General features: G+C 68.1%; 18 protein-coding genes and 1 pseudogene. 7 read left to right on the forward strand and 12 right to left on the reverse strand.

All coding sequences use genetic code 11. The features are described from left to right. The 6 genes from ABIS05_RS00570 to ABIS05_RS00595 form a co-directional block, all read left to right on the forward strand. Positions 1–765: FAD-binding protein (locus tag ABIS05_RS00570; protein ID WP_348014209.1), on the forward strand; the 765-nt coding region annotated here is incomplete at its 5' end. A gap of 16 nt (positions 766–781) precedes the next feature. Further along, positions 782–1,486: a succinate dehydrogenase iron-sulfur subunit gene (locus tag ABIS05_RS00575; protein ID WP_348014210.1), complete on the forward strand. Its 705-nt coding sequence runs from the start codon at positions 782–784 to the stop codon at positions 1,484–1,486. A 2-nt stretch (positions 1,487–1,488) separates the two neighbouring features. Continuing rightward, positions 1,489–1,761: a succinate dehydrogenase assembly factor 2 gene (locus ABIS05_RS00580; protein WP_348014211.1), complete on the forward strand. Its 273-nt coding sequence runs from the start codon at positions 1,489–1,491 to the stop codon at positions 1,759–1,761. A 32-nt stretch (positions 1,762–1,793) separates the two neighbouring features. Continuing rightward, positions 1,794–3,104 (forward strand): citrate synthase, encoded by a 1,311-nt coding sequence (gltA, locus tag ABIS05_RS00585; protein WP_348014212.1) that lies wholly within the window; start codon positions 1,794–1,796, stop codon positions 3,102–3,104. Positions 3,105–3,177: 73 nt separating this feature from the next. After that, positions 3,178–4,098: a ribokinase gene (locus ABIS05_RS00590; protein ID WP_348014213.1), complete on the forward strand. Its 921-nt coding sequence runs from the start codon at positions 3,178–3,180 to the stop codon at positions 4,096–4,098. Positions 4,099–4,268: 170 nt separating this feature from the next. After that, complete coding sequence (locus ABIS05_RS00595) at positions 4,269–5,579, forward strand: TRZ/ATZ family hydrolase (protein WP_348014214.1); 1,311 nt, start codon at positions 4,269–4,271, stop codon at positions 5,577–5,579. A gap of 21 nt (positions 5,580–5,600) precedes the next feature. Here the strand turns inward: ABIS05_RS00595 and ABIS05_RS00600 are convergent. The 12 genes and pseudogenes from ABIS05_RS00600 to ABIS05_RS00655 form a co-directional block, all read right to left on the reverse strand. Then, positions 5,601–5,863 (reverse strand): annotated as a pseudogene (locus tag ABIS05_RS00600) (alpha-hydroxy-acid oxidizing protein); the annotation flags it as partial. Between the two features lie 117 nt (positions 5,864–5,980). Beyond that, positions 5,981–6,751 carry an ATP-binding cassette domain-containing protein gene (locus tag ABIS05_RS00605; RefSeq protein ID WP_348014215.1) on the reverse strand — a complete coding sequence of 257 codons (771 nt, stop codon included), beginning with the start codon at positions 6,749–6,751 and terminating at the stop codon, positions 5,981–5,983. Positions 6,752–6,841: 90 nt separating this feature from the next. Then, positions 6,842–7,957, reverse strand: coding sequence for a succinylglutamate desuccinylase/aspartoacylase family protein (locus ABIS05_RS00610; RefSeq protein ID WP_348014216.1), 1,116 nt, complete (start codon positions 7,955–7,957; stop codon positions 6,842–6,844). A 2-nt stretch (positions 7,958–7,959) separates the two neighbouring features. Beyond that, positions 7,960–8,646 carry an ABC transporter permease gene (locus tag ABIS05_RS00615; protein ID WP_348014217.1) on the reverse strand — a complete coding sequence of 229 codons (687 nt, stop codon included), beginning with the start codon at positions 8,644–8,646 and terminating at the stop codon, positions 7,960–7,962. After that, positions 8,643–9,335, reverse strand: a complete 693-nt coding sequence (locus tag ABIS05_RS00620; protein WP_348014218.1) for an ABC transporter permease — start codon at positions 9,333–9,335, stop codon at positions 8,643–8,645. Before ABIS05_RS00620 ends, ABIS05_RS00615 begins: the two co-directional genes overlap by 4 nt. 2 nt (positions 9,336–9,337) lie before the next feature. Beyond that, positions 9,338–10,117 (reverse strand): transporter substrate-binding domain-containing protein, encoded by a 780-nt coding sequence (locus tag ABIS05_RS00625; protein ID WP_348014219.1) that lies wholly within the window; start codon positions 10,115–10,117, stop codon positions 9,338–9,340. Next, on the reverse strand, positions 10,117–10,893 hold the full coding sequence (locus ABIS05_RS00630) for an ABC transporter substrate-binding protein (RefSeq protein ID WP_348014220.1): 777 nt from the start codon (positions 10,891–10,893) through the stop codon (positions 10,117–10,119). The genes ABIS05_RS00625 and ABIS05_RS00630 overlap by 1 nt, the downstream gene beginning before the upstream one ends. A gap of 14 nt (positions 10,894–10,907) precedes the next feature. Then, the gene (locus tag ABIS05_RS00635; protein WP_348014221.1) at positions 10,908–11,993 is read right to left on the reverse strand and encodes an alpha/beta hydrolase; all 1,086 of its coding nucleotides are present in this window, start codon (positions 11,991–11,993) and stop codon (positions 10,908–10,910) included. 133 nt (positions 11,994–12,126) lie between these two features. Next, a complete protein-coding gene (locus tag ABIS05_RS00640) occupies positions 12,127–12,867 on the reverse strand; it encodes a sulfurtransferase (RefSeq protein ID WP_348014222.1) in 741 nt (246 codons plus the stop codon). 191 nt (positions 12,868–13,058) lie between these two features. Continuing rightward, the gene (locus tag ABIS05_RS00645) at positions 13,059–14,162 is read right to left on the reverse strand and encodes a two-component system response regulator (RefSeq protein WP_348014223.1); all 1,104 of its coding nucleotides are present in this window, start codon (positions 14,160–14,162) and stop codon (positions 13,059–13,061) included. Next, positions 14,159–16,174, reverse strand: coding sequence for an ATP-binding protein (locus tag ABIS05_RS00650; protein WP_348014224.1), 2,016 nt, complete (start codon positions 16,172–16,174; stop codon positions 14,159–14,161). The genes ABIS05_RS00645 and ABIS05_RS00650 overlap by 4 nt, the downstream gene beginning before the upstream one ends. Beyond that, entirely contained in the window at positions 16,174–18,492 is a 2,319-nt protein-coding gene (locus tag ABIS05_RS00655; RefSeq protein ID WP_348014225.1) for a response regulator, read from the reverse strand. The genes ABIS05_RS00650 and ABIS05_RS00655 overlap by 1 nt, the downstream gene beginning before the upstream one ends. A gap of 137 nt (positions 18,493–18,629) precedes the next feature. Between ABIS05_RS00655 and ABIS05_RS00660 the strand changes: the two genes are divergently transcribed. Beyond that, positions 18,630–19,796 carry a hybrid sensor histidine kinase/response regulator gene (locus tag ABIS05_RS00660; protein WP_348014226.1) on the forward strand — a complete coding sequence of 389 codons (1,167 nt, stop codon included), beginning with the start codon at positions 18,630–18,632 and terminating at the stop codon, positions 19,794–19,796. Positions 19,797–19,799: the final 3 nt, after the last annotated feature.

Consider the following 19,799-nt stretch of genomic DNA (forward strand, 5'->3'; position numbering starts at 1 on the left):
GACATCACCAAGGAGCCGATTCCCGTGGTGCCCACCATCCACTACCAGATGGGCGGCATCCCGACCAACATCCATGGACAGGTTGTCACGCAGAACGCTGAAAACAAAAGCGAAGTCGTTAACGGCCTGTACGCCGTCGGCGAATGTGCCTGCGTCAGCGTGCACGGTGCCAACCGCCTGGGCACCAACTCCCTGCTCGATCTGCTGGTGTTCGGCCGCGCTGCGGGTAACCACATCGTCGAGTTCAACAAAACCACCATACACAAGCCTTTGCCGGCCGATGCCGCCAATGCCACCCTGGCGCGCATCGCCCGGCTCGACAACGCAACGGAAGGCGAATACGCGCAGGACGTCGCCAATGACATTCGCGCAGCGATGCAGCAGCATGCTGGCGTCTTCCGCACCCAGGCCATCATGGATGAAGGCGTGACCAAAATCGCTGCACTGCGCGATCGTGTCAACAACATCGGCCTGAAAGACAAGTCAAAAATCTTCAACACCGCACGCATCGAGGCGCTGGAAGTCGAAAACCTGATTGAAGCGGCGCAGGCGACCATTGTCTCGGCTGCTGCGCGCAAGGAAAGCCGGGGGGCGCATTCGGTCGATGACTACGGTGACACACCAGAACACCCGAATGGCCGCAACGATACCGACTGGCACAAGCACACCCTGTGGCACAGCCAGGGCAATCGCCTGAGCTACAAGCCGGTGCAGATGAAGCCCCTGACGGTGGACTCCATCCCCCTGACCGTTCGCTCCTTTTAAGACAAGCGGGAAACCCATGACCAAACGCACTTTCAAGATCTACCGCTACGACCCCGACCAGGACGCCAAGCCCTACATGCAGACCATCGAGGTCGAGCTGGATGGCAGCGAGCGCATGCTGCTGGATGCGCTGATGAAGCTCAAGGCGCAGGACCCGACCATCTCCTTCCGCCGCTCCTGCCGCGAAGGCGTGTGCGGTTCGGACGCGATGAACATCAACGGCAAGAACGGTCTGGCCTGCCTGACGAACATGCTCACGCTGCCCGGCGTGATCAAGCTCAAGCCGCTGCCGGGCCTGCCCGTCGTGCGCGACCTGATCGTCGACATGACGCAGTTCTTCAAGCAGTACCACTCGATCAAGCCCTACCTCGTCAACGACAACATCCCGCCCGAGACCGAGCGGCTGCAGTCGCCCGAGGAGCGCGACGAGCTCAACGGCCTGTACGAGTGCATCCTGTGTGCGAGTTGCTCCACGGCCTGCCCGAGCTTCTGGTGGAACCCCGACAAGTTCGTCGGCCCGGCGGGCCTCCTGCAGGCCTACCGTTTCATTGCCGACAGCCGCGACGAGGCGACTGCCGACCGCCTGGACAACCTCGAAGACCCGTACCGCCTGTTCCGCTGCCACACCATCATGAACTGCGTGGACGTGTGCCCCAAGGGCCTGAACCCCACCAAGGCCATCGGCAAGATCAAGGAATTGATGGTTCGCCGCGCGGTCTGACGATGGTTGAAGCAGCAGTGGCCTTGATTGACGAACGCGCGCTGTCCAAGCTGCGCTGGCGCTGCCGTCGGGGCCTGCTGGAGAACGACCTCTTCATCGACCGCTATTTCGTGCGCAAGGGCGAGCACATCAGCGTGACCCAGGCTGACGGCCTGACTGCACTGATGGACCTGGCCGACAACGACCTTCTCGACCTGTTACTTCGCCGCAAGGAACCCAGTGGTGAAATCGACACCGCTGCGGTGCGCGAGGTTCTCGCCGAACTGCGACCCTGACCTGTTTTTCAAAGCCTCCAAAGGACTGCACCATGACCCCGTCCGACGTGAAAGCCACCCTGTCGTTCTCAGACGGCAGCCCCTCGATGGACCTGCCGCTCTACAAGGGCACGGTCGGTCCCGATGTCATCGACATCCGCAAGCTCTACGCACAGACCGGCAAGTTCACCTATGACCCGGGCTTCCTGAGCACGGCGTCGTGCAACTCGACCATCACCTACATCGACGGCGACAAGGGCGAGTTGCTGTACCGCGGCTACCCCATCGAGCAGCTCGCGGTGAACTGCGACTACCTCGAGACCTGCTACCTGCTGCTCTACGGAGAGCTGCCGAACGCGGCCGAGAAGGCCAACTTCGAAGACCGTGTGATGCACCACACCATGGTCAACGAGCAGATGCAGTTCTTCCTGCGCGGCTTCCGCCGTGACGCCCACCCGATGGCCGTCATGACCGGCCTGGTGGGCGCGATGTCTTCGTTCTATCACGACAGCACGGACATCAATAACCCCGAGCACCGCGAGATCTCGGCCATCCGCCTGATCGCCAAGATGCCGACGCTGGTGTCGATGGCCTACAAGTACACCATCGGCCAGCCCTACATCTACCCGCAGAACGACCTCAGCTACGCCGGCAACTTCATGCGCATGATGTTCGCCACGCCCTGCGAGGACTACAAGCCCAACCCCGTGCTGGTGCGCGCGATGGACCGCATCTTCACGCTGCACGCCGACCACGAGCAGAACGCCTCGACGTCGACCGTGCGCCTGTGCGGCTCGTCGGGCACCAACCCGTTCGCGGCCATCGCGGCTGGCGTGGCCTGCCTGTGGGGCCCCGCTCACGGCGGCGCCAACGAGGCTTGCCTGAACATGCTCGGCGACATCCAAAAGCAGGGCGGCGTGGCCCGCATCGGCGACTTCGTCAGCAAGGTCAAGGACAAGAACTCCGGCGTCAAGCTGATGGGTTTCGGTCACCGCGTCTACAAGAACTACGACCCGCGTGCCAAGCTGATGCGCGAGACCTGTCACGAGGTGCTGGCCGAGCTGGGCCTGGAAAACGACCCGCTGTTCGAACTGGCGATGAAGCTGGAAAAGATCGCGCTGGAAGACGAGTACTTCGTCGCCCGCAAGCTCTACCCGAATGTCGACTTCTACTCGGGCATCGTGCAGCGCGCCATTGGCATCCCGGTGCCGCTGTTCACGGCCATCTTCGCGCTGGCCCGCACGGTCGGCTGGATCGCCCAGCTCAATGAGATGATCGGCGACCCCGAGTACAAGATCGGCCGCCCGCGCCAGCTGTTCGTCGGCGCCACGCCGCGCGACGTCAAGCCCATCGCCCAACGTTGATAGTCGGCTGATCGGCTCCTGCCTCTTGCGAACCCCTCGGTACCCCGAGGGGTTCTTTCGTTTTGGAGACTGAATGACCCGTCCCGAGATCCTCGTCCTCGGCAGCGTCAACCGCGACCTCATCGTCCATGCACCGCGCCTGCCGCTGCCGGGCGAGACGCTGCGCGGCCAGCGGTTTGGCTCATGCCTGGGCGGCAAGGGCGCCAACCAGGCGGTGGCTGCTTCGCGTCTGGGCGCGCATGTGGCGCTGGCGGCGCGTGTAGGCCTGCTGGAGAACGGCGCGGCGATGGTGGCCCAGCTGGCCGGGGAGGGCGTCGACACGCGCGCCGTCGTCCAGCCGGCCGACGAAGTGCCAGGTGTTGCCCTCATCGTCGTCGGCGCCGAGGATGCCGAGAACCAGATCGTCACCGTGGCCGGGTCCAACGGCACGTTGCCGCTGGCACAGGTCGAAGCGCTGGAGCTGACGGGCCTGCGCTGGCTGATTGCCCAACAGGAACTGCCGCTGCAAAGCATCGCCCGCGCCTTCGAGCGGGCCCGCGCGGCCGGCGTGAGAACGCTGCTGAACGCAGCGCCCTATCGCCCCGGCTGCGAGTCGCTGTTGCCCCTCGTCGACCTGCTCGTCGTCAATGCTCTCGAAGCCCAGGCGCTCATTACGACGCTCGGTGGCAGTGCGGCCGAGCCCGAGGTGCTGGCGCAATCGCTGCGCGCCATGGGGCCTGCGGCGGTGCTAGTGTCGCTGGGGGCCGATGGCCTGTGCTGGGTCGACGACCAAGGCACACGCCGCGTGCCGGCCCGGCGCGTGAAGGCGGTCGATACGGTGGGTGCTGGCGATACCCTCGTTGGCGCCCTTGTCACTGCGCTGGCCGAGGGTCAGCCCATCGAGAAGGCGCTCGCGTTTGCCCAGGCCGCTGCGGCCCTGGCCGTGTCTCGCCCCGGCGTGCAAGACGCCATGCCGCGCCGCGCCGAAGTCGAGCAGCTGCTCACGCAGACATGACGCCCCTCGTCCAGCCGCACACCGCTGGACGCGGTGCGTCTGATCGGTCCCCCGCGGGGACGGCGATGCTCGCGGCATCAAGCCACGAGCACATCGCCAACGTGGGCCGGCTCGGGAGCGGCCCTGCGCTCGGCCCAATGGCAAACTGAATCAAACCAGGAGAACAAAACATGACCCAGACCCTGCTGCTGCCCCGCTGGTTGCTGACGATGAAGCCCGGCGAGCCCGTGCTCGACAACCACGCACTGCTAATCGACGGTGAGCGCATCGCCGCTGTCGGCCCGCGCGCCGACCTGCTGGCCCAGTACCCGCAGGCCGAACGCGTCGAGCTACCCGAGCAGATCCTCATCCCCGGCCTCATCAATGGCCATGCCCATTCGGCCATGACGCTGCTGCGCGGTGTCGCCGACGATGTGCCGCTGATGGACTGGCTGCAGAACCACATCTGGCCGCTGGAGAAGAAGTGGGTCAGCGAAGAGTGGACCTATCTCGGCTCCAAGCTCGCAGCGGCCGAGGGCCTGCGCAGCGGCACGACCTACATCAACGACATGTACTTCTTCCCGACCGCGATGGCCCGTGCCGCCGTGGATTCAGGCGTGCGCGCCGCTGTGTCGATGAACGTCATCGACTTTCCCACCGGCTATGCCTCCGGCCCCGACGACTACATCGCCAAGGGCGTCGCCGCCTACGAGCAATACAAGGGCGAGAAGCTGCTGGACTGGACGAGCGCGCCGCATGCGCCGTACACGGTGTCCGACGAGACCTTCATCAAGCTGCGCGACCTGGCCGAGAAGCTCGACATCCAGATGCACTGCCACATCCATGAGACGGCGGGCGAGGTCGAGGACGGCATCAAGGCCCACGGCGTGCGGCCCATCGCCCGCCTGGACAAGCTGGGCCTGTTCAACGAACGCATGATCGCCGTGCACATGGTTCACCTGAACGAGGCCGAGATCGAGCTGATGGCCAGGAAGGGCGTGCACCTCGTGCACAACCCCAACTCCAACCTCAAGCTGGCTTCAGGCGTGATGCCGCTGAAGGCGCTGGAGGCGGCCGGCGTCAACACCATCCTCGGTACCGATGGCGCTGCGTCCAACAACCGCCTCGACATGTTCGGCGAGATCCGCTCGGCGGCGCTGCTGGCCAAGGGCATTACCGGCGACCCGACCGTGGCGTCGGCACGCACGGCGCTGGAGATGGCGACGATCCGCGCCGCCAAGGCCATGGGCCGCGCTCACGACCTGGGCTCGCTGGAGGTCGGCAAGCTGGCCGACGTCGTGGCCGTCTCGCTGGACAACGTCGAGTGCCAGCCGGTCTACAACGCCGCCGCGCAGCTCGTCTACGTGGCGGGCCGCGAGCACGTCAGCAACGTGTGGGTGGGTGGCCGGCAGGTGCTCAAGGAGCGCCAAACGACAACCATCGACGTGCCGGCGCTGCTCCGCGAGGTGCGCGACATGGTCGACCGTATGAAAGCCGGCTGACGACTCCAGACCTCGATCTGGCCGCCAACTGCGGCGCCGATGGCCGGCAACGGCGCGATGCTGGAGGAAGTTGACGATGTTGCCCAGCGTTGGCCGCGGCGGCGCGGTCAGACCGTTCTTGAGGTCCTTGTGGCGCTGCTCGATCACCTGCAGGTCCAGCGTCAGCACGACGGCGCTGCATCGCGCCACCTTGCAGCGCTCGATCATCGGGCCATCGCGCCGCAGTCGCGCAACATGTAGAGCTGGAACCAGAACGGCGCCTTCGTGTGCTCGGCAATATCCTTGTCGAAGGGGCCGGCCTCGTGCAGGTAGTCTGGGCTGCATACCGGCGTGCCAACGTCGCCGGCCAGGCGGATGCTCTCGCGGTCGCTGCGGCGCCGCGCCAGTGCGCGGTGCACCTGCTACTTCAAGCCGCCGCTGAGGAACTGCTGCAGCCGTTCGCACTGCGGGCGCAGCAGCATCTCTTTCGGATTGCCTTCTTCCTCGACCTTGCCCTGATGCAGGAACAGGCAGTGGTTGGACACCTCGCGCGCAAAGCCCATCTCGTGCGTCACCACCACCATCGTGCGCCCCTCGGCGGCCAGGTCGCGCATCACCTTGAGCACCTCGCCCACCAGCTCCGGGTCCAGCGCCGAGGTAGGTTCGTCGAACAGCATGACTTCGGGGTCGACGGCCAGTGCGCGGGCAATGGCCACGCGCTGCTGCTCGCCGCCCGACAGTTGTGCCGGGTAGACACCGGCGCGGTGTGACACGCCGACGCGCGCGAGCAGCGCCTGGGCACGTTCAGTCGCTTCCGCCTTGGATTTTCCGAGCACGTGGATGGGTGCCTCGATGACGTTCTCCAGCACCGTCATGTGGGCCCAGAGGTTGAAGTTCTGGAACACCATGGCCAGCTTGGCGCGCCAGAGCTGGAGCTGCTTGGCCTCGGCGGCCTTCAGGCTACCGTCGCGGTCGCGCACGAGCTTCAGGCTTTCGCCGCACAGGCTCAGCTCGCCCTCGTTCGGTTGCTCCAGCAGGTTGAGGCAGCGCAGGAAGGTGCTCTTGCCCGAGCCCGAGGAGCCAATCAGCGTGACGACATCGCCGCGGCTGGCGCTCAGCGAGATGCCTTTGAGCACCTCACGCTTGCCGAAGCGCTTGTGGATATTGGTGGCTTGGAGTTGGATGTCGCTCATGCTGGTCGCGTTCAGATACCGGTGCCGTGTTTGCGGCAGCCTCGACGCAAATGGTCGGACGCGACTTGCGGCAAGAGTTTGGATTTCATGTCAGGCGCCGAGCAGCTTGCCGGTGCGCAGCGCTTCTCTGCCGGCTACCTTGGCGACGCGCATGCCGGCGTTGGCAAAGCGGAGGAAATCGCGTGCGAAGAACAGGCCGTCGACCGGGCTCGTCAGCTCGGTGACTGCGGCAGTGATTGGATCGATGACATGGGCCAGGACGTCACCGGCCTTCACCTCGGCACCGACGTCCTTCAGGAAAGTCAGCACGCCAGGCACGGGCGACTTGATCGGCATGCTGCCGGCCAGCGGGCGGGCGTCACCGACCGCGTCGGGCAGGGCGGGCTTGTCGCCGGCAATGAGGCCGCGCCAGCGCAGGAAGTCGACAATGTTCTTCGCGTCGGCCGAGGCCAGTTCGTGCGTCACGTCGCAGGCGCCGCGCAGCTCCACGGTGACGGACAGGCAGGCCTGTGGAATCGGGAAGCGCCCGCCGAAATGCCGGTCCCACTTCCACCAGACCTGCGAGCAGGCTTCGTCGAAAGGGTTGTCGCCCGAGTCCTGCGCCAGCAGCGTGAGGCGTGAGCCGAGGAAGCGCGCCAACGGCTCGCAGGCGGGCCAGCAGGGCGTCTCGGTGTAGAGGTGCATCAGCGCCTGAGCGTCGCAGTGCAGGTCCAGCACGATGTCGGCGTCGCAGGACAGCGCGAGCAGCGCGCGCCGCTGCGACTGCAGCTCGGTGTCGGCCGGCGACGCCAGCACGGCCGCCTTCAAGGCGCGGCGCAGCAGCGCGACGTTGGCGGCAGCGTCTGCGCCCAGTTGCGACGCGACGGCGTGGGCGACGGCGTCGACCTGGTCGGGATAGTGGCGGTTGAAGTTCTCGCCCGACATCAGCTCGAAACGGCCCAGGTGGGCGTGCAGCATGAACTGGCTCAGGCCGATGGGGTTGGCCATGGGCACGAGGACGATCTCGCCCGTGATCTGGCCGGCGGCTTCCAGTGCGCCGAGTTGCTGGCGCAGATGATGGGCGACCAGCATGCCGGGCAGTTCGTCGCCATGCAGCGAGGCCTGGATGTAGGCCTTCTGTGCGCCACTTTGGCCGTAGTGCAGCGAGACGAGTTCGCGCTGCGTACCTGGGGCGGGGGAGATCAGGGGATGGCGGATGGTTTGCATGTTCAGCGGCTCATCATGGGCTTGAGCCAGCGGTTCTCGGCCCAGCGGAACAGCCCGACCAGGCTGAGCGTGAGCACGAAGTAGAACGCGCCGGCCGTGATGAAGGCTTCGAATGGCAGGTAGTACTTGGCGTTGACGGCGCGGGCGGCGCCGGTGAGGTCCAGCAGCGTGACGACGCTGGCCAGGGAGGTGCCGTGCAGCATGAAGATGGCCTCGTTGCCGTAGGCCGGCAGCGCGCGGCGCAGCGCGGCGGGCAGCACGATGCGGCGCACCAACAGCCCACGGCCCATGCCAAGCGCCTTGGCCGCCTCGATCTCGCCGGCTGGCAGCGCGCGGATGCTGCCGGCGATGATCTCGGTCGTGTAGGCCGCCGTGTTCAGCGTGAAGGTCAGCCAGGCGCAAAAGGTGGCCGACGACAGCCAGGGCCAGACCCAGCTGTCACGCACCGCTTCGAACTGCGCCAGGCCGTAGTAGCAGAGGAACAGCTGCACCAACATCGGCGTGCCGCGGAACACGTAGGTGTAGACCCAGACCAGCCGCGAGGCCCAGCCCCTGGACACCGTGCGCACGACGGCCAGCGGCACGGCCAGCGCCAGGCCGCACAGCAGCGACAGCGCCAGCAGTTTCAGCGTGACGGCCAGGCCCGCTAGATACATCGGGAAGTTCTCGAGGATGGCGTCGAAGTTCACAACGCGCCTTCCTTGACGCCGATGGCCAGGCGCTTCTTCGCCCAGCTGAAGCCCAGCTCCGACACGCTCGTGAAGACGAGGTAGATCAGCGCCACGGCGAGGTAGAAGCTGAAAGGCTCGCGCGTGTTGCCGGCCGCCTGCTGGCCGCGCGTCATCAGGTCCGACAGGCCGATGATCGAGACGATCGCAGTGCTCTTGACGAGCACCAGCCAGTTGTTGGACAGCCCCGGCAACGCGTGGCGCAGCATCTGCGGCAGCGTGATGCGCCACAGCACCTGGCGAGTGCTCATGCCGTAGGCCAGGCCGGCCTCGCGCTGGCCCGGCGGCACGGCCAGGAAGGCGCCGCGGAAGGCTTCGGTCAGGTAGGCGCCGAAGATGAAGCCGATGGTCAGCGCGCCGGCCACGAAGGGGTCGATGTCGATGTAGTCCTCATGGCCGAGCATGGGTGCCACGGTGTTGAGGGCGACCTGGCCGCCGAAGAACACGAGCAGCATCAGCACCAGGTCAGGCACGCCGCGGATCAGCGTCGTATAGACGGCCGCGATGCCTTGCGCGATGCGCGAGCGCGACAGCTTGGCCAGGGCACCGGCCAGGCCCAGCACAACGGCGACGGCGAGCGACGACAGCGCCACGCCGAGCGTGACGGCGGCGCCTTCGATGAGGCTGGGAAGAAAACCGTGCAACAACATGGTCAGCGAGACGGACTTACGAGGTCGAAATTGAAATAGCGGTCGTTCAGCGTCTTCAGCGCGCCGCTGCTGCGAAGGGCTGCCAGCGCCTCGTCGATGCGCCGGCCCAGCGTCAGCGCGTCGGCCTTGCGCAGGCCGACACCGATGCCCTTGCCGTAGAAGCGCTCGTCGCGGCCGAAGTCGGGCCCTGCGAAGTCAAAGCCGCGGCCTTCGCTGTGGTTCAGGAAACCGAACTGGGCGATGACGACGTCCACCAGCGTCGCGTCCAGGCGGCCGGACTTGAGATCGAGGAAGACCTGGTCCTGCGTCGCGTAGCGCAGCACCTGGCTGCCCTTGAACTGCTCGGCCAGGAAGCGCTCATGGATGGTGCCGCGCTCCACGCCGATGCGCCGGCCCTTCAAGCCGGCGGCGCTCACGTCCAGCCGGGCGTCACTGCGCATGACCATGCGCGCCGGTGAGAAGTAGTAGGGCGACGAGAACGCGATCAGCTGCTGGCGCTCCGGCGTGATGGACATCGAGGCCATGATGGCGTCGATCTTGCGCGACTGCAGGGCCGGGATGAGGCTGTCGAAGTCGAGGATGACGGGCGAGAACTGCTGCGCCATGTGCCGGCTCAGCGCCTGCGCCACGTCGATCTCGAAGCCCTTGAGCTGGCCGTCGGTGCCGATCTCGCTGAAGGGCGCGTAGCCGACGGCGAAGCCGATGCGCAGGCGCTGCGGTGCCTGGGCGCGAGCAGCCGTCGCCCAGGCAAGGGCAGTGGCCAGGGCAGCGCGGCGTCGCATCACTTCTTGACGGGCGCGATGTCGTAGTCGAAGTACTTGTCGGCCAGCTTCTTGAACGTGCCATTGGCCTGCAGCGCTTCGATGGCGGCGTTGAACTTCTTGCCCAGCGTGGCTTCGTCGGCCTTGCGCATGCCAACGCCGGTGCCGACGCCGAAGATCTTGTCCTCGACGATGGGGCCGACGAAGGCGAAGCCCTTGCCCTCGGGCTTTTTCAGGAAGCCGAAGTCGGCCGCGGGCGAGTCCATCAGCGTGGCGTCGACGCGGCCACTCTTGAGGTCGAGGAAGACTTGGTCCTGGCTGCCGTAGCGCACGATCTCGCTTTGCGTGAAGGTCTTGGTCGCGTAGGTTTCGTGTGTCGTGCCGCGCTGCACACCGATCTTCTTGCCCTTGAGGCTGGCGGCGTTGGGCTCGAACTTGGCACCGGCCTTGGCGACGAGGCGGGCTGGGGTGTTGTAGTAGGGCTTGGAGAAGGCGATCACCTTCTGACGCTCTTCGGTGATGGCGACGCTGGCGAAGATGGCGTCCACCTTGCGCGACTGCAGCGCCGGGATGAGGCCGTCGAACTCCTGCTGCACCAGCGTGCACTGGGCCTTCATCTCGGCGCAGTAAGCCAGCACCAGTTCGATCTCGAAGCCCTTCAGCTTGCCGTCGGGGCCGATCTCGGAGAAGGGCGGGTAGGCGCCCTCGACGCCGATGCGCAGCTTTTTCCATTCAGGGGCCTGGGCCTGGGCGACGGATGCGGCCAGGGCCAAAGCGAACAGGACGGTTTTCTTCATGTCTTGCCTTCAGGTTATTCAGCAACTTGCGGGCCGAGCGCCGGGCCGCTCCCAAGCCGGCCCGTCATGGCGATGCGCTTGTCGGTCGATCCGGCAAGCATCGCCGTCCCCTCGGGGGACCGGCCAAGGTACGCCTTGGACGAGGGGAATGTGGACAGCCAGTCGCGCAAGGCCGCAAGGGTAGCAGCCGGGTCTTCCTCCTGAGGCACATGGCCCAGGCCCGGAAACACCACGAGCCGGCTGCCCGGAATCGCCGCGTGGAAAGCTTTGCCCCACTGCGGCACGATGAGCCGGTCCTTGCCGCCCCAGAGGATGAGGGTCGGCACCTTGATCTCCGGCAGGCGCTCGACCGGGCCGGGCGCCATCTCGTCCATGCGCTGCATCAGCGCCACGCGGTTGCCTTCGCGCAACGCCAGCTCGTAGTAGCGGTCCACCAGGGCGGCCGTGATGCGCGAGGGGTCGCCGTAGACGTCGATGACGCTCTGCTCGATGGCGCGGCGTGGCAGCAGCCAGCGCATGGGCTCACGCAGCACCGGCGTGCGGGCGATGCGAAAGCCCAGCGGCAGCACCTCGGGCACGAAGTTGTAGCCACCGGCGTCGACCAGCACCAGGCCGGCCACGCGCGCCGGGTCGGCCAGGGCCAGTTGCCAGGCGATCTCGCCGCCCAGGGAGTTGCCGCCGACGATGGCCCGGCCCACGCCCAGCCGGGCCAGCAGGTTGCGCACGAAGATCACATAGCGTGCGTCGCTGTAGTCGCCCTCGGCCTTGTCTGGGTAAGGCCCGGTCAGCCCAAACCCGGGCAGGTCGAAGCTGATGACGCGGCGTGTGGCGCTGAGCCCCGCCACCCAGCCCTCCCAGGTGTGCAGGCTGGCGCTGGTGCCGTGGATGAGGACGAGGGGCAGGGGGTCGCTGCTGGGGCCCTGGTCGCGGTAGTGGACGAGCAGGCCATCGACGTCGACGAAGTCCGACGGCGGCGGCGCCCAGCGGGGTATCAGGCTTTCCAGCGAGCGGTCCGGCGCCTTGCTGACGGCGAAACCGAGCGCAGCCAGCATCAGCAGGATGCCGATGGCTTTCAGCGCGATGTCGCCGAACCGCGTCATGCTTGGCGAACAAAACCTGAGCAATCAACGCAGCCACAGAGGCACAGAGACACAGAGGAAGCGCCATGACGCCCTCTCTGTGCCTCTGTGCCTCTGTGGCTTTGTTTGGGGTTCATGTGATGCCGAGGCCGACTCATTGCGTCGGGCTCAGATCGGTGTTGACGCCCCGGCGGTCGTCGAAGACAAAGCAGCCGCCGTGGTAATGCTTGCCGCCGGTGTCCTCGAAGTACTTCAGGATGCCGCCGTCCAGTTGCCAGGCGGTGAGGCCTTGCTCCTGCAGCACCATGGCCGCCTTCTCGCAGCGGATGCCGCCGGTGCAGTAGCTCACCACGGTCTTGCCGGCGAGTTCGTCGCTGTGGGCGGCGAGTGCCTCGGGGAAATCGCTGAACTTGTTCAGGCGCCAGTCGATGGCGCCGTCGAAGGCGCCCTCGTCGACCTCGAAGCCATTGCGCGTGTCGAGCAACACCAGTTCGCGGCCGGCGTCGTCATGGCCTTGATCGAGCCAGCGCACCAGGGTGGCTGGGGCGAGCGCGGGCGCACGCGGCGCCTGGTCGGGGCGCACCGTGGGCCGGTTCATGCGGATGATCTCCGGCTTGACCTTGACCTTGAGGCGCTGGAAGGGCTGCACCTCGCTCCAGCTTTCCTTGGGCGCCAGCGTGGCGAAGCGGGCGTCGGCGCGCAGGTCGGCGACCCAGGCATTCACGGCGACAGGCGGGCCGGCGAGGAAGAGGTTGATGCCCTCTTCGGCGATCAGCACCGTGCCCTTGAGGTCCAGTGCCAGCGCCCGCGCTTCAAGGCGGTCACGCAGCGCGGCCGTGTCGGCCAGCGAGACGAAGAGGTAGCAGGAGATGTTGAGGATGGGGCCGGACTGCATAGCAGCTGCGGATTATCGCGGGCGCTTTCATCTCGCGTGGTGGGGGCTACGGGCCGAGCGCCGGGCCGCTCCCAAGCCGGCCCGCGTGGGCGATGTGCTTGCGGCTCGATGCCGCAAGCATCGCCGTCCCCTTGGGGGACCGACCAAACTCGCTCGCGTTCAGCGGCGCGAGGATGGGCGAGGGGCAGCGTTCAGTCCGCCCATTGCGACGCGATCCGGCGCACCTCGTCCACGCAGGCCTCGAGCGCCCCGACCACGTGCGGGTCGAAATGGCTGCCGCTGCCGTCGCGTATGAAGGTCATGGCCTGGTCGTGCGTCATGGCCTGCTTGTAGGGCCGCACGCTGATCAGCGCGTCGTAGACGTCGGCCACGGCCATCATGCGGGCCGACAGCGGGATGTCCTCGCCGGCCAGGCCATCCGGGTAGCCGCTGCCGTCCCACTTCTCATGGTGGTGGCGGGCGATCTGCTTGCCGTAGGTCAGCATCAGGCCGGCGTCGTCGCCCAGGCGGTCGATGGCGCGCTGCAGCAGGTCGGCGCCATGCTCGGCGTGGGTCTTCATGACCCGCCATTCGTCGGGCGTCAGCTTGCCGGGCTTGAGCAGGATGCCATCGGGGATGGCGACCTTGCCGATGTCGTGCAGCGGCGCGGCCTTGGCCAGCTCGTCGATGGCGAACTCGGTCAGGTCGGCCGGCCCGTCGGGCTGGTCGGCGATCCAGCGTGCCAGCGTGCGCACGTATTCCTGCGTGCGCTGGATGTGGTTGCCGGTGTCGGCGTCGCGGAACTCCGCCAGGCTCACCATGACGAAGAGGGTCGTGTCGCGCAGCCTCTCCACCTCGCGGCGGCGCGCCTCCAGTTCGCCGCTGAGCTGGGCGTTGTGGTGCAGCAGTTGGTCCTCGGCCAGCTTGAGCTGCAGGTGCGTACGCACGCGGGCCTGCACTGTGGTGGGGTTGAAGGGCTTGTGGATGAAGTCGGCGCCGCCGGCCTCGAAGCCCGCGCTCTCGTCCTCGGTGCGCGTCAGCGCGGTCAGGAAGATGACCGGCACGCGGCGGGTGGCCGGGTCGGCCTTGAGCCGGCGGCAGACCTCGTAGCCGTCCATCTCCGGCATCATGATGTCCAGCACGATGAGGTCGGGTGGCTGGCGGCGGCAGATCTCCAGCGCCTTGGCACCGCTGACGGCGAACTGCACGCGGTAGTCGGGCTTGAGCACCTGGGCCAGCAGCGTCAGGTTGGCCGGCGTGTCGTCCACCACGAGGATGGTCGCCTGCGGCAGGGCGTGGTTAGGGGGAATGGTCATGATTTGCTGTCGCCGCGCAAGGCGGCCTGAGCCTCGTCGAAATCAAAGCGCTGCATGGCGCCGGCCAGGGCGTTGGCCTGCCGCGCCGGCAGCATGTCCATGAAGGCCGAGCCATGCTGCTCCCACAGCGTCAGCGCTTGACTGTCGGCCTCGCCCAGCAGGGTGTCGAGCTCGCTGATCAGCGTCCCTGGGCTGGTGGTGGGCGCATGCGGGTCGGGCGCGGGCGGCAGCTCCGAGGCGGGCATGGGCAGAGGCCGGCTCAGGTCGAACAGGCGGCGCAGCATGTGCGGCAGCAGCGGCTTGGGCGCCAGCGCATGGGCGCCCTGGCGCAGCGCGCGGGCGCGTAGCACCGGCGTGTCGAAGGCGCTCATCAGCACGATGCGCCGGGGGCTGTTGAAACGCGTCGTGGCCAGGCGCCGCAACAGCTCGCCGCCTTCCATGTCGGGCAGCACCCAGTCGACCAGAAGCAGGTCCAGCCGTGTGTTGGCGGGCGCCTTGGCCAGGCGGGCGAGGGCCCGATTGCCCTGGGCCAGCAGCTCCAGGCGGGCGGTCGGCGCCAGCGCCTTTGCCAGGTTGACCAGCGACTCATGGCCGGCGCTGTGTTTGGTCTGGACGATGAGGATGCTGTCCAACTCGCTCGTGGGTAGCAGCGGCAGCTCGGGGCAGGGAGGCAGCGGCAGCAGCAGCTCGAAGGCGCTGCCGCGGCCGGGTGTGCTGCGGGCGGTGAGGGTCCCACCCATGCGCTCGGCCAGCGCGCGGCAGATGGCCAGGCCCAGGCCGGTACCGCCAAAGCGCCGCGAGGCCTTGGCCTCGGCCTGCGCGAACGGCGTGAAGAGGTGATCCAACTGCTCGGGTGAGATGCCCACGCCGCTGTCGCGCACGCGCAGCCGCCACGCGCCATCGGCCGCCAGGGTGACGCTGAGCTTGACCTGGCCGGCCGGCGTGAACTTGACGGCGTTGACAAGCAACTCGGTGATGAGCTGGGTCAGCCGCACCGCGTCACCGCGCCGTGCGCCGGCCGCGCCCAGCAGTTCGGGCGATGCAACATCGCACAGCAGCTCCAGCTGCTTGGCCTGCGCCGCCGGGCGCACGGCGTCGAAGGCGCTGCCCAGCAGTTGCTCCAGGTGCAGTGGCTCGGCGGACAGCTGCATGCGGCCGGCGTCGAGGTCGGCGTAGTCGAGCAGGCCGTCGATGAGCTTGACGAGGGCCTCGCCGGCGTCGGCCACTTCCTTGAGCTGGCTGCGCTGCCCGGCATGCAGGCGGCCGCCCAGCAGCAGCCGCGTCTGGCCCAGCACCGTGTTCATCGGCGTACGGATCTCGTGGCTCAAGTTGGCCAGGAAGTCGGACTTGGCCCGCGAGGCCGTCTCGGCGGCAGCGCGCGAGCGCTCCAGCTCCAGCAGGCGTGCCTTGACGAGGTCGCCCGGTGTCGCCGGGCCGTCACCTGCCGGCACGAGCAGCGTGAGCCGCGCGAACTGCAGCGACAGCCCCCACAGCGCCAGGCAGAACATGACCTGGCACAGCGCCAGGTTGGCCAGCAGCGGCCAGGACTGGAGCAGCCAGGCCGGCGAGCTGCCGGCAAAGCGCAGCAGCGTCGGCGGCGCCATCATCAGCGCCAGCAGGCCGAGTGAGATAAGCAGCGCCAGGCGCGCCCGCCAGGTGATGAAGAGCAGCAGGCAGCCGCCCATCGTCCAGGGCGCCAGGCTGGCCAGCGTGTACAGGCTGGGCCCGGGGTCGGGGCGCAGCGTGAAGGCCAGCATGCCCAGGTTGAAATACATCGCCAGCAGCGTGACGCCGCTGCGCTGCCATTGCCGCAGCCGCTGCGGGCGCCACCAGCTCAGGCCGGCCAGCACCGCGAAGGCGATGGTCAGCAAGGGGTAGGCGATGCGGTCGTTGGCGTCGATGACGCCGAGCGCCGTCTCGCTGGCCCAGGCGCCCAGGGCCGAGGCGGCGATGAGGCCGAACAGCCAGCGTGTGCCGACCGGGCCGACGATGACGAGGGTGGCCGGCCCCATCAGGACTGCCCTTTCAGCGCCAGCATGGCGGCGTCAAAGTCCAGGGCCGCCAGCGCGCGCTCCAGGCGGCCGACGGTCGCAGCGTCCAGCCCGCTATGCGCGCCGTGGGCCTGCCACCAGTCCAGCGCGCGGCTGTCGCTCTGGGCCAGCAGCAGATGCAGGTCGGCCAGGTCGCCCGGGCCTTGCGACCGGGGCGCGGCGGCTGGCACGGCCAGGGCCTGCCTGATCGCGGCCAGCAACTCGGCCAGCGCCGCCTCGACGTGTTCGAGCTGCCCAAGCGCAGCATCAGTGTCGGCGCCTGCCGCGCTGCACTCCAGCGCCAGCGCCTTGCGGTGCAGGGGTTGGGCGCCCAAGGTCGCGGCCAGGCCCTGCAGCGTGTGCGCGGCGCGGCGCAGCTCGGTCCATTCACCGGCGGTGAGCCAGGCGGCCCAGCGGCCCAAGCCCTCGGTGTACTGGGCGGCAAAGCCCTGCATGGTGCGCCGGTAGAGGGCCGTCTGGCCGTCGAACTGGCGCAGGCCGAGCGCCACGTCCATCACCGGCGACGCGGGCGGCGGCGGGGGCAGGGGGCGGTAGCGCTGCAGCTCACGCACCAGGCGGGCCACGTCCAGCGGCTTGGCGATGTGGCCGTGCATGCCGGCGGCCAGGCATTGGGCCCGCTCCTCGGCCAGCGCGTGCGCGGTCATGGCCAGCACGGGCAGGTTTTCGAAGCCGGGGAGCTCGCGCAGTCGCCGGGTCGCGGCCAGGCCGTCGAGCACCGGCATCTGCAGGTCCATCAGCACCAGGTCGTAGGCGCCGGGGCCGCGGGCCAGCAGTCGGTCCAACCCCTCCTGGCCGTTGCCCGCCACATCCACCTCGGCGCCGCGGCTGCTCAACAGGCGCAGGGCGATCTCCTGGTTGATGGGATGGTCCTCGACCAGCAGCACGCGCAGACGGGCCAGCGACTGCCCATCGACCGGGAGCGGCTTTTCGCCCGTGGTGTCGCCGAGCAGGCGGCGCAGCTCGCCGGGCAGCGGCGGCTGCGGGCACAGCGCGCGGGCACCGAAGGCGCGCGCCTGGGAGGAGCCGTCGTCCAGCCCAGGCGGGTTCAGCACCGCGATGCGCAGCCCCGGGTGATCGCGGCGCAGCCGGGCCAGCAGGTCGGCGCCGGTCGGGCCGGGGCCAGGCAGATGCCAGTCCAGCAACAGCCAGTCGAAGCGGCGCCCGGCGTGGCGGGCGGCATCGAGCGCACCGAGCGTGCTGGCAACGTCGGCGCTGGCGGTAACGTCGCCCAGCCCGAGGTGGGCCAGCAGCGCCTGCGTGGCCGCGCGGCTTTCGTCGCCGGCTTCGGCCAGCAGCAGGCGGCGCGGCTTGAGCGGCAGGGGCGGCGTGGCGGCAGCGTCGTGCGCCAGCGTGAGCCGGATCTCGAAACGGCTGCCGCGCCCCGGGTCGCTGTGCAGGTCCAGCACGCCGCCCATCAGCTCGACGAGGCGGCGCGTGATGGTCAGGCTCAGACCGGTGCCACCGTCGCGGCGCTGGAGGGTGGCGTCGCCTTGTCGGAACTCACGCAACATGTCGGCGACCCGGTCGGGGCTCATGCCGATGCCGCTGTCCTGCACGGTGATGAGAAGCGGCACCCGGCCCTGGGCGTCGCCGGGAAGCGCTGCCAGGCGCAGCTTGACCTGGCCGGCGGGCGTGAACTTGATGGCGTTGGACAGCAGGTTGACGAGCACCTGCTGCAGGCGCAATGCATCACCGCAGAGCTGGCCGCGTGCGCCCAGGAGGCTGGCGTCCGCCCATTCGCACACGAGGGTCACGGCCGGGTTGGTGTGCAGCGGGCGCGCCAGCTCGATGGCCTGGCTGACCACATCTTCCAGCCGCAGCGGCAGCGACTCGATCTGCATGTCGCCGGCTTCCATCTTGGCGACGTCGAGCAGGTCGTTGACCAGGCTGAGCAGCGTGCGCGAGGCGGCATCTGCCTTGCTCAGCAGGTCGCGCTGTTCGATCGTGAGCTGGGTCTGCAGCGCGAGCTGGGTCATGCCCATGATGGCGTTCATGGGCGTGCGGATCTCGTGACTGATCTGGGTCAGGAAGGACGTCCTGGCGTCGGTCGCGGCCTGGGTGGAGGCGAGTTGGCGGCGGCGGTCGTCGCTGCGGCGCAGGGCCACCAGGCACAGCGGCGGCAGTGGCAGCAGCAGCAGGTTGAGCAGCAGCGCCGCATCGATCCCGGCGTGCAGGGAAGCGCCGCTCATGCCGCGCAGACGCAGCAGTAAGGCCAGGAGCGCCAGGAGCGCCGCCATGGCAAGCAGCAGAAGGCCGAGCGTGATCTTGCGCTGGGGCATGTTGGGTGGCCTTTGACCGGCGGATTATGGGTGGCGGGTCGGCGCGAAAGTGGGGAGGATTGCACATCCCCGCCCTCGGGAAAGCCTGGGGCCGACGCCTGCTGCGGCGCAGGAAGCTGCGGTTATCCTGGCCCGCCATGCCGCTCATCCTCGTTGTCGACGACCAGCCGAGCAACATCCATGCGCTCTACCAACTGCTGGTGGACGAATGCGAGGTTTCCATGGCCACGAGCGGCGCCGAGGCGCTGGCCTTCTGCGCCGAGCAGCTGCCCGACCTCATCCTGCTCGACGTGCTGATGCCCGAAATGAGCGGCTACGAGGTCTGCGACCGGCTCAAGGCCGACCCGCGCACGCGCAGCATCCCCGTCATCTTCGTCACCGTGCAGGGCAGCGCCCACGACGAGGCCGAGGGCTTCGCCCATGGCGCGGTCGACTACATCCCCAAGCCCTTCGTCGATGTCGTCGTCAAGGCGCGGGTGCGCACGCAGCTCGCGCTGAAGCTGGCGTCCGAGAGCTTCGCGCGCTCGCAGATCGAGCTGTTCCAGCGCGACAAGCTCGCCTCGGTGGGCCGCACCATCTCGGGCATCGCGCAGGAGCTGTCGTCGCCGCTGGGCAATGCGCTGATCTCGGCCTGCACGCTGCAGGACGACCTCACCCATCTGCGCGGCCTCAGCAACGCCGGCAGCATCAAGCGCAGCGACCTGGAAAAGCACTTGCGCGTCAGCGACGAGAGCGTGGGGCTGGTGCTGTCCAACCTGCAGCGCACGCTGTCCATCGTCGAGGCCTTCCTGCAGTCCACCGCCGACAACTTCGGCGACCAGCGCCGTAGCTTCTCGCTGCTGGAGCTGGTCAATGAAGTCGTCGCCAGCCTGAGCGAGGCGCTGCAGGCGCATCAGGTCAGCTGCGAGCTCGATGCCGGCGACGACCTGCACCTGCTGAGCTTCCGGGGTGCGCTGGCCAAGGTGCTGGCCACGCTGATCCAGAACGCCGTCAAGCATGCCTACCGCGAGGCTGGCGGCCAGGTCCACATCCGTGTGCGGCCGCTGGGCACCGACCAGCTCACCATCACCGTGCAGGACCATGGCGTCGGCATTCCGCCCGGCCTGGTGGGCCGCGTCTTCGACCCGTTCTTCTCGACGCGCTTCGGCCCCAACCGCAGCGAGCCGGGGCTCTACATCGTGCGCAACCTCGTCACCTTTGCGCTGGGCGGGCAGATCCAGATCGAGTCCACCCCGGGTGTCGGCACGACGGTGCGGCTGACGCTGCCGCTGATTTCCCCCGAGGCCCGCCGCGCGGCGGGTTGACGC

The sequence above is a fragment of the Roseateles sp. genome (assembly GCF_039929605.1).
Taxonomy (GTDB): domain Bacteria; phylum Pseudomonadota; class Gammaproteobacteria; order Burkholderiales; family Burkholderiaceae_C; genus Pelomonas.